We start from the raw sequence: 9,572 nt of genomic DNA, 5'->3' as shown, positions 1-9,572 counted from the left end.
ACACCCCGGCACCCCACCCGGGGGTAGGCGCCGTCGTCAGCGATCCCCGCCCAGGGCTGGGCACCTCTGTCCGCGATCCCCCGGCATGGGTGGGCGGGGAGAACCGGGGGCTCGGGGACGGAGCCCCCGGTCGCGGCGCGTGCGGCGGCGCGCCTAGCCCTCGCGCAGCATGCGGAAGAGGATGTCGCGGCTGGCCAGCGGCGGCTCGGCCTCGACGACGAGGCGGTTCATCACGTGCCGGTAATGCTCGATCTCGGTGGGCTTGTCGGGGTAGACGCCGCCGGTGAGCTGCTCGAGGTAGACCACGTCGGGCAGCTCCTCGCCGGGCGGGCGCAGCACCGTGACCGGGCCGCCGAGCGCGAGGTGCGCGCCGGCCGCGAACGGCATCACCTGGATCGTCACGTGCGGCAGCTGGGAGAGCTCCAGCAGGTGGCCGAGCTGCCGCCGCCGCTCGGCGGGGCCGCCCACCGGGCGGTGCAGCGCCGCCTCGTCGATCACCGCCCACAGCTGCGGCGGCCGCTCCCGGTACAGGATCCGCTGGCGCGCCATCCGCAGCTCGAGCCGCAACCGCAGCAGTTCCTCGGGCTCGTCCGGCGCGAGCCCGAGGACCGCGCGCGCGTAGCCCTCGGTCTGGAGCAGGCCCGGCACGAACTGCAGCTCGTAGGAGCGGATGAGGACGGCGGCCTGCTCCATGCCGAGGTAGACGTTGAGCCAGCTCGGCACCACGTCGTGGTAGACGTGCCACCAGCCGGGGGTGTTGGACTGCTCGGCCAGCGCCAGCAGCGTGGCGCGCTCGGCGGGGTCCGTCACGCCATAGAGCGTGAGCAGCTCCTGCACGTCGCGGATCTTGAAGCCGGTCCTGCCCATCTCCAGGCGGCTGATCTTGGAGTGCGAGGCGCTGATCTCCTCGCCCGCCTCGCCGCCGGTGATACGCCGGGCCTCGCGCAGCCGCCGCAGCCTCGCGCCGAGGACCATCCGCGAGACCGTGGGCCCGGTGAGCCGGAAGTCGGGACAGCGCCCCTCGTCCCGGACGGCGCCGTCCACGCCGGCCACGGCATCCGCCGCGCCTCCCGCGTCCACCGCGCCCGGGGGATCCGTAACGCCCGTAACGCCCGTGACGTCCGTTGCGTCCATGGCTGTCATGGCCGCCCCGGCTCGTCGCTCTCGTGGCTCTCGTGGCTCTCGTGGCTCGTCACGCTCGTCATGCGCATGTCCGCTCCCTTGCCGGCGACCGCGACCGCGAACGGCCAACTGTACTAAAGCCTTCCCCGGCTGACCCCGCGCCAGCACGCGCCTCGGCATACCGTGGCGGTCATGACGTACTCCACGCACGCGGTGACCAACCAGCCCCCGCCCCTGGTCGGATACGACGTCTACTCGCAGGACGCCGCCCTCCGCGAGGCCGTCGAGCGGCACATCGCCCCCGAGCTGGCGGCGGAGGCGGGAGATGAGCTGGCCGAGCTGGGGCGCGCCGCCGGCTCGGCCCAGGCGCAGGAGTGGGGTGTGCGGGCCAACGCCAACCCGCCCGTCCTGCGCACCCACGACCGGTACGGCAACCGGATCGACGAGGTCGAGTTCGATCCGGCCTGGCACCGGCTGCTGGACCGGGCCGTCTCGGCGGGCCTGACCGCGGCGTGGACGCGCCCCGCCGGCCAGCTGCGGCGCGCCGCCGCCTTCCTGGTGTGGACGCAGGTGGAGGCCGGGCACGGCTGCCCGGTGTCGATGACGCACTCGGCCGTGCCCGCGCTGCGCGCCGCCCCGGAGCTGGCCGCCGGGTGGGAGCCGCTGCTGACCGCGCGCGCCTACGACCCGGGGCTGCGCCCGGTGGGCGAGAAGCGGGGCGCTCTGGCCGGGATGGGGATGACGGAGAAGCAGGGCGGCTCGGACGTGCGGGCCAACACCACGCGCGCCGAGCCGCTGGCCGAGGCGGGGGCGTACGCCCTCACCGGCCACAAGTGGTTCTGCTCGGCGCCGATGTCGGACGCCTTCCTCGTCCTGGCACAGGCGCCCGGCGGCCTGAGCTGCTTCCTCCTCCCCCGCGTGCTGCCGGACGGCACCCACAACGCCTTCCGGCTCCAGCGGCTGAAGGACAAGCTGGGCAACCGGGCCAACGCCTCCTGCGAGGTGGAGTTCGACGGCACCACCGTGGCCTGGCTGGTCGGCGAGGAGGGGCGGGGCGTGGCGACGATCATCGGGATGGTGACGGCCACCCGGGTGGACTGCGTGGCGGGCTCCGCGGCCGTGATGCGCCAGGCCGTGGCGCAGGCCGTCCACCACGCGGCGTACCGGGAGGCGTTCGGCGGCGCCCTCATCGACAAGCCGCTGATGCGGAACGTGCTGGCGGACCTCGCCCTGGAGTCGGAGGCGGCCACGGCGCTGGCGATGCGGCTGGCCGCCGCCTGCGACGCGGCCGAGGCGGGTGACGAGGTGGAACGCCGGCTGCTGCGGCTGGCGGTCCCGGCCGCCAAGTACTGGGTGACCAAGCGCTGCACCCCGCTGACGGCGGAGGCGCTGGAGTGCCTGGGCGGCAACGGGTACGTCGAGGAGTCGGGGATGCCCCGGCTGCTGCGCGAGTCGCCGCTGAACTCGATCTGGGAGGGCTCGGGCAACGTCCAGGCGCTCGACCTGCTGCGGGCGCTGCGGCGGGAGCCGGAGGCGCTGAACGCCTACCTGTCCGAGGTCGGCCGGGCCGCGGGCGGCGACCTCCGGCTGGACGCCGCGATCAAGGACCTGCTGACCGAGCTGGCGGACCTGGACGGCATCGAGGCCAGGGCGCGGCGGCTGGTGGAGCGGATGGCGCTGGTGCTCCAGGGCTCGCTGCTGGTGCGGTACGCCCCCGCGGCGGTCGCCGACGCGTTCTGCGCCTCGCGGCTGGGCGGGGACAGAGGTGGCGCGTTCGGCACGCTGCCGCACACCCTGGACCTGGCCGCCATCGTCGACCGCGCCCGCCCGCGGCCGGACGCGGCCTGAGCGGGCGGACCGGATGAGGGACCGCATGACAGGCAGCGGTGTGACCTGCGTCTCAGGGATCGCAAACGCCCCATGCGTGTGACGCTGGCCACGTTGTCTCGTAATGTGAGACAAGCGCGTCCGCATGATGGTTATCGGTGGACTCGGCCGTCACCGCGTGCCACTCTGCCATCATGTTGCGAGCTGGAATTGCCCTGGTGAGTCGGCGCGATGTCGACCTTGGTCGAATGTCCAGCGCCATCTGTTTGGCGTGCTGAGAGCCACAACGGCGCCGTCCCCCCGCGCCGGCCGCGCGGCCGCCGGGGGTTGTCCCTCCTCCTGTTCCCCGATCTGCTCTGCCCTGACGGCTGCGAGGAATCGCAGGCCAGAGCCCCGCAGCCTGCGGAAGGACCCGTAGAACCATGTCCGACAGCCAGAACAAGGCCGCCGCCACGACCCGCCGCAAGGCCGGCCGCCACCGCGGAGAGGGCCAGTGGGCGGCCGGACACTTCACGCCTCTGAACGCCAACGAGCAGGTCAAGAAGGACGATGACGGTCTCAATGTGCGGACACGCATTGAGACGATCTACGCCCACCGCGGCTTCGACGCCATCGACGGGCAGGATCTGCGCGGCCGGATGCGCTGGTGGGGGCTGTACACCCAGCGCCGTCCCGGGATCGACGGCGGCAAGACCGCGATCCTGGAGCCGGAGGAGCTGGACGACGAGTACTTCATGCTGCGCGTCCGCATCGACGGCGGCGCGCTGACCACGCAGCAGCTGCGCACCATCGGCGAGATCTCCCAGGAGTTCGCCCGCGGCACGGCCGACATCACCGACCGGCAGAACGTCCAGTACCACTGGATCCGGATCGAGGACATGCCGGAGATCTGGCGGCGCCTGGAGGCCGTTGGCCTGTCCACCACCGAGGCGTGCGGCGACACCCCGCGCGTCATCGTGGGCTCGCCGGTCGCCGGCATCGCCGCCGACGAGATCATCGACGGCACCCCGGCCATCGAGGAGATCCACCGCCGGGTGGTGGGCAACAAGGCGTACTCCAACCTCCCGCGCAAGTTCAAGACGGCCGTCTCGGGCTCACCCCTGCTGGACGTGGCGCACGAGATCAACGACGTCGCCTTCGTCGGGGTCGACCACCCCGACCACGGCCCGGGCTTCGACGTCTGGGTCGGCGGCGGGCTGTCGACCAACCCGAAGATCGGCGTCCGCCTCGGTGCCTGGGTGCCGCTGGAGGAGGTCGCCGACGTCCACGAGGGCGTCGTCGGGCTCTTCCGCGACTACGGCTACCGGCGGCTGCGCACCCGGGCCCGGATCAAGTTCCTCGTCGCCGACTGGGGCGCGGAGAAGTTCCGCCGGGTGCTGGAGGACGAGTACCTGCTGCGGCGGATGATCGACGGCCCGGCGCCCGAGGAGCCGGTGCACGCCTGGCGTGACCACATCGGCGCGCACCGCCAGAAGGACGGCCGGTACTACGTGGGCTTCGCCCCGCGCGTCGGCAGGGTCGACGGCGCCACGCTGTCGAAGATCGCCGACCTCGCCGAGGCCCACGGCTCCCGGCGGGTGCGCACCACCGTCCAGCAGAAGATGCTCATCCTCGACGTCGCCGAGGAGCAGCTGGCGCCGCTCACCGAGGGCCTGGCGGCGCTGGATCTCGACCCCACCCCGTCCGTCTTCCGGCGCGGCACCATGGCCTGCACGGGAATCGAGTTCTGCAAGCTCGCCATCGTCGAGACCAAGGCGCGCGGCGCCTGGCTCATCGAGGAGCTGGAGCGGCGGCTGCCGGACTTCGACGAACCGCTCACCATCAACGTCAACGGGTGCCCCAACTCCTGCGCCCGTATCCAGATCGCGGACATCGGTCTCAAGGGCCAGCTGGTCACCGACGCCGACGGCAACCAGGTCGAGGGCTACCAGGTTCACCTGGGTGGCTCCCTCGGCCTCGAGCCCGGCTTCGGCCGCAAGATCCGGGGCCTGAAGGTCACCGCCGCCGGGCTCGCCGACTACATCGAGCGCGTGCTGCGGGCCTACCAGGCGCAGCGCGAGGACGGTGAGCGCTTCGCTCACTGGGTCGCGCGAGCCGACGAGGGATCTCTGAAATGAGCTGCACATGAACGACACGAGCGACCGAGCAGCACCGTTCTACTGCCCCTACTGCGGGGACGAGGACCTGCGTCCGAGTGAGGCTGGTCACGGCGCCTGGGACTGCGCGTCGTGCAACCGGGCCTTCCGCCTGTCGTTCCTGGGTCTGCTGGCCAGCGGGCTCACTCGCCCAGCCGCCGGCGCCGTCGTCCATGACGGCGGCCCCGGCAGCGCAGAAGGAAGCTGAGGGAGCTCCTTGAACACCACCGCCACCACCACCGTCAACCCCGAGCGGTGCGACGCCGACGAGCTGCGCGAGCTCGCCCAGCGCGCCGGCCGCGAGCTGGAGGACGCCCCGGCGCTGGAGATCATGCGCTGGGCCGCCGACACCTTCGGCCCGCGGCTGTGCATCACCTCCTCCATGGAGGACGCGGTCGTCATGCACCTGGCATCCCGCGTCTACCCGGGCGTGGACGTGTTGTTCATCGACACCGGGTATCACTTCCCCGAGACCCTCGGCACCCGTGACGCGGTCCAGGCGGTGATGGACGTGAACGTCATCACACTCACTCCGCGGCTGAGCGTCGCCGAGCAGGACGCGGCGTACGGCCCCAGGCTGTACGAGCGCAACCCCGACATGTGCTGCGCCATGCGCAAGGTCCAGGTGTTGGAGGCGGGGCTGCGCGAGTACGATGCCTGGGCGACGGGACTTCGCCGCGACGAGGCCATCACGCGGGCCAACACCCCTGTCGTTGGCTGGGATGCACGGCGCGGCAAGGTCAAGGTCTCCCCCATCGCCCGCTGGACGCAGGCGGACGTGGAGAACTACATCGCCGAGCACGGAGTCCTCACCAACCCGCTGCTCCAGGACGGCTACACCTCGATAGGGTGCGCGCCCTGCACCCGTCGGATAGTGGAGGGCGAAGACCCTCGCGCCGGCCGCTGGGCGGGTCTGGCCAAGACGGAGTGCGGGCTGCACAGCTGAGCCGCTAGCACCTAGGGTGTGCGGTCAGGCCATCAGACATGACAGACACACCAACCAACGGATAGCGAGGACGCCGGAGATGAGCGAGACCGGCCAGGGCGCCACCATCTGGCTCACCGGCCTGCCGAGTGCGGGCAAGACCACCATCGCCCGCGCCTTGGCGAAGCGGCTGGAGAGCGAAGGGCACCGGGTGGAGGTGCTGGACGGCGACGAGATCCGCGAGTTTCTCTCCGCCGGCCTGGGCTTCTCCCGCGACGACCGTCACACCAACGTCCAGCGCATCGGCTTCGTCGCCGAGATGCTGGCCTCGCACGGGGTGAAGACGCTGGTCCCGGTCATCGCCCCGTACGCGGTGAGCCGCGAGGCCGTGCGCAAGCGCCACCAGGCGGCGGGCACCGGCTACGTGGAGGTCCACGTGGCCACGCCCCTGGACATCTGCTCGCAGCGCGATGTGAAGGGTCTGTACGCCAAGCAGGCCGCCGGCGAGCTGTCGGGGCTGACGGGCGTGGACGACCCCTACGAGCCGCCCACCGACCCCGACCTGCGGATCGCCGCGCATGAGCAGACAATCGAGGAGTCGGCCGAGATCCTCCACACGCTGCTCGCCGAAAGGGGACTGTTGTGACCGCTCCGTGCACAGCCGCCGGTCGCCGGGGCGCGGGGGTGACGGCGGTGGCTAGAGTAACGACGGACACGACAGCCACGAGGAACACGACGCGACTCGATCGCGGGACGCACACGCGGGGGCGCACCAGCGAGCGAAGGGAAGACTCAGTATGACGGCGGCGGACCAGACCTCCTCTCAGCCTCCCGGGGACGCCGACAGTCCCTACGCGCTCTCGCACCTGGACGTGCTGGAGTCCGAGGCCGTGCACATCTTCCGCGAGGTGGCCGGCGAGTTCGAGCGGCCGGTGATCCTCTTCTCGGGCGGCAAGGACTCCATCGTCATGCTGCACCTGGCGTTGAAGGCGTTCGCGCCCTCGCCGCTGCCCTTCGCCCTGCTGCACGTGGACACCGGACACAACTTCCCGGAGGTCATCGACTACCGGGACCGCGTCGCGGCGCGGCACGCTTTGCGACTGCACGTTGCCTCGGTGCAGGACTTCATCGACCGCGGCCAGCTCCGCGAGCGCCCCGACGGCACGCGCAACCCGCTGCAGACCGTTCCGCTGCTCGACGCCATCGAGAAGAACCGCTTCGACGCGGTCTTCGGCGGCGGTCGCCGCGACGAGGAGAAGGCGCGGGCCAAGGAGCGGGTGTTCTCGCTGCGTGACGAGTTCGGCGGCTGGGACCCGCGGCGGCAGCGCCCCGAGCTGTGGCAGCTCTACAACGGCCGCCACGCCCCCGGTGAGCACGTGCGCGTCTTCCCGCTGTCCAACTGGACCGAGCTCGACGTGTGGCAGTACATCGCCCACGAGAAGATCGAGATCCCCGAGATCTACTTCGCTCATGAGCGGGAGCTTTTCCTTCGCAACGGCATGTGGCTGGCGCCCGGCGAGTGGGGCGGCCCGAAGGAAGAGGAAAAGGTCGTGACGCGCCTGGTGCGATACCGCACGGTAGGTGATATGTCTTGCACGGGAGCGGTTGATTCCGACGCGAAGACGATCGAGCAGATCATCGCGGAGATCGCCTCCTCCCGCCTGACCGAGCGCGGCGCCACGCGTGCCGACGACAAGATGTCCGAGGCCGCAATGGAAGACCGTAAGCGCGAGGGGTACTTCTGAGGATGACCAGCACGACCATCGAGATCTCCGACACCTCGCTGCTGCGGTTCGCCACCGCGGGCTCGGTCGACGACGGCAAGTCCACGCTCGTCGGCCGGCTGCTGCACGACTCCAAGTCCGTGCTGTCCGACCAGCTGGAGGCCGTCGAGCTCGCCTCGCGCAACCGTGGCCAGGAGGCCCCCGACCTGGCTCTGCTCACCGACGGCCTGCGGGCCGAGCGCGAGCAGGGCATCACCATCGACGTGGCCTACCGGTACTTCGCCACGCCCCGGCGCCGGTTCATCCTGGCCGACACCCCCGGGCACGTGCAGTACACGCGGAACATGGTCACCGGCGCCTCCACGGCCGAGCTGGCCATCATCCTGGTGGACGCGCGCAACGGCGTCGTCGAACAGACCCGCCGCCACGCCGCCGTCGCCGCGCTGCTGCGCGTGCCGCACGTCGTGCTGGCGGTCAACAAGATGGACCTGGTGGACTACGCGGAGCCCGTCTTCGCGGCCATCGCCGAGGAGTTCACGGCGTACGCGGCCTCGCTCGGCGTTCCGGAGATCACCGCCATCCCGATCTCGGCGCTGGCCGGGGACAACGTGGTGACCCCCTCCGCCACCATGGACTGGTTCGGCGGCCCGACCGTCCTTGAGCACCTGGAGACCGTGCCGGTCACGCACGACCCGAGCCAGGACCCGGCGCGCTTCCCCGTGCAGTTCGTGATCCGCCCGCAGACGCCCGAGCACCGCGACTTCCGCGGCTACGCCGGGCAGATCGCCTCCGGCGTGCTGCGGGTCGGCCAGCAGGTCACCGTGCAGCCCTCCGGGCGCAGCAGCACCATCGAGCGGATCGACCTGCTGGGCCGCTCCGTGAAGGTCGCGTGGGCGCCGCAGTCGGTGACGGTCTCGCTCGCCGACGACCTGGACATCTCGCGCGGCGACCTGATCGCCCCGTCGGACGCCGGCCTGGCTCCGAGCCAGGACATCACGGCCACCGTGTGCCACCTCCACGACCGGCCGCTGGTGCCGGGCGCACGGGTGCTGCTGAAGCACACCACGCGCACGGTCAAGGCCATCGTGAAGGAGATTCCGTCCCGGCTGACCCTGGACGACCTGTCTCAGCATCCGGATCCGGGCCAGCTCGTGGCGAACGACATCGGCCGGGTGCGGATCCGCATCGCCGAGCCGCTGGCGCTGGACGCCTACGCGGACTCGCGCGCCACCGGCGCGTTCCTGCTCATCGACCCCGCCGACGGCGCCACTCTCACCGGCGGCATGGCGGGCGACGCCTTCGCCGAGGCGGCGGCCAAGACCGCTCCGGCCACCGAGGCGGACGACGAGGGGTGGGACTTCTAGCATGACCGGAGAAGCGGTGCCCGGCGGCGTCTTCAGACGCTTCGCCGCCCGGCACCGCTTCTTCGATGTATATGCCACCTTTGCCAAGGAGGGCGGCCGCGTGGGCAGCGGCACCCTCGGCAGCGGGCAGGGCGGCCTCGGGCGATGTGACGGCTGACGCAAGCTGTCTTTCACGCGCACTCTCTCACGTGCTGTCTCGGATGACGGGTAGCCCTACTTCCCTACAGCTTTAGTAGGAAAGCTAGGCCCAAACGCCGCGTCCGTCAAGGCCGCGAGCGCACGCGCCTGCGTGCGCCATCGCGCCAACTCCCGTGCATCCTCGCCGTTTCGACACGCTTCGACACGCATCGACATCGCCGAGCACTGTCCGACGCCCGGATTCGCGCTGCCGCGCTGCGCCGTTCCGGGCTGCCGAGAGGAAACACCCCTGTGAACACCGCTCTGCCCTCCCCTGCGCGCTTCGCGCGTCCCCACT

9 protein-coding genes are annotated in these 9,572 nt (G+C 71.4%); 8 read left to right on the top strand and 1 reads right to left on the bottom strand.

The window, feature by feature from the left end:
• Positions 1-153 precede the first annotated feature (153 nt).
• Entirely contained in the window at positions 154-1,134 is a 981-nt protein-coding gene (locus ACTWQH_RS24060) for a DUF5753 domain-containing protein (RefSeq protein WP_443288802.1), read from the bottom strand.
• A gap of 180 nt (positions 1,135-1,314) precedes the next feature.
• On the opposite strand from ACTWQH_RS24060, the gene ACTWQH_RS24055 reads away from it, so the two are divergent.
• From ACTWQH_RS24055 to ACTWQH_RS24020, 8 genes are all read left to right on the top strand, one after another.
• Positions 1,315-2,970, top strand: coding sequence for an acyl-CoA dehydrogenase family protein (locus ACTWQH_RS24055; RefSeq protein ID WP_443288801.1), 1,656 nt, complete (start codon positions 1,315-1,317; stop codon positions 2,968-2,970).
• A 401-nt stretch (positions 2,971-3,371) separates the two neighbouring features.
• Positions 3,372-5,066 (top strand): nitrite/sulfite reductase, encoded by a 1,695-nt coding sequence (locus ACTWQH_RS24050; RefSeq protein ID WP_443288800.1) that lies wholly within the window; start codon positions 3,372-3,374, stop codon positions 5,064-5,066.
• A gap of 7 nt (positions 5,067-5,073) precedes the next feature.
• Entirely contained in the window at positions 5,074-5,292 is a 219-nt protein-coding gene (locus ACTWQH_RS24045) for a hypothetical protein (protein WP_443288799.1), read from the top strand.
• A gap of 9 nt (positions 5,293-5,301) precedes the next feature.
• Positions 5,302-6,030 carry a phosphoadenylyl-sulfate reductase gene (locus tag ACTWQH_RS24040; protein ID WP_443288798.1) on the top strand — a complete coding sequence of 243 codons (729 nt, stop codon included), beginning with the start codon at positions 5,302-5,304 and terminating at the stop codon, positions 6,028-6,030.
• Between the two features lie 79 nt (positions 6,031-6,109).
• Positions 6,110-6,655: an adenylyl-sulfate kinase gene (cysC, locus tag ACTWQH_RS24035; RefSeq protein ID WP_443288797.1), complete on the top strand. Its 546-nt coding sequence runs from the start codon at positions 6,110-6,112 to the stop codon at positions 6,653-6,655.
• Positions 6,656-6,806: 151 nt separating this feature from the next.
• On the top strand, positions 6,807-7,754 hold the full coding sequence (gene cysD / locus ACTWQH_RS24030) for a sulfate adenylyltransferase subunit CysD (protein ID WP_443288796.1): 948 nt from the start codon (positions 6,807-6,809) through the stop codon (positions 7,752-7,754).
• A 2-nt stretch (positions 7,755-7,756) separates the two neighbouring features.
• Positions 7,757-9,097, top strand: coding sequence for a sulfate adenylyltransferase subunit 1 (locus tag ACTWQH_RS24025; protein ID WP_443288795.1), 1,341 nt, complete (start codon positions 7,757-7,759; stop codon positions 9,095-9,097).
• Between the two features lies 1 nt (position 9,098).
• Positions 9,099-9,254: a hypothetical protein gene (locus ACTWQH_RS24020; protein ID WP_443288808.1), complete on the top strand. Its 156-nt coding sequence runs from the start codon at positions 9,099-9,101 to the stop codon at positions 9,252-9,254.
• Positions 9,255-9,572: the final 318 nt, after the last annotated feature.

It is taken from the genome of Streptomyces sp. 6N223 (genome assembly GCF_052246635.1).
Taxonomy (GTDB): domain Bacteria; phylum Actinomycetota; class Actinomycetes; order Streptomycetales; family Streptomycetaceae; genus Streptomyces.
Note: the sequence above shows the minus strand (reverse complement) of the source record. Positions and strands in the feature narration are given on the sequence as shown.

Excerpts from the sequence above, each read along its gene's own strand:
- ACTWQH_RS24060 (WP_443288802.1), bottom strand. The coding sequence starts at position 1,134 with ATGGACGCAACGGACGTCACGGGCGTTACGGGCGTTACGGATCCCCCG.
- ACTWQH_RS24055 (WP_443288801.1), top strand. The coding sequence starts at position 1,315 with ATGACGTACTCCACGCACGCGGTGACCAACCAGCCCCCGCCCCTGGTC.
- ACTWQH_RS24050 (WP_443288800.1), top strand. The coding sequence starts at position 3,372 with ATGTCCGACAGCCAGAACAAGGCCGCCGCCACGACCCGCCGCAAGGCC.
- ACTWQH_RS24045 (WP_443288799.1), top strand. The coding sequence starts at position 5,074 with ATGAACGACACGAGCGACCGAGCAGCACCGTTCTACTGCCCCTACTGC.
- cysC (WP_443288797.1), top strand. The coding sequence starts at position 6,110 with ATGAGCGAGACCGGCCAGGGCGCCACCATCTGGCTCACCGGCCTGCCG.
- cysD (WP_443288796.1), top strand. The coding sequence starts at position 6,807 with ATGACGGCGGCGGACCAGACCTCCTCTCAGCCTCCCGGGGACGCCGAC.
- ACTWQH_RS24025 (WP_443288795.1), top strand. The coding sequence starts at position 7,757 with ATGACCAGCACGACCATCGAGATCTCCGACACCTCGCTGCTGCGGTTC.
- ACTWQH_RS24020 (WP_443288808.1), top strand. The coding sequence starts at position 9,099 with ATGACCGGAGAAGCGGTGCCCGGCGGCGTCTTCAGACGCTTCGCCGCC.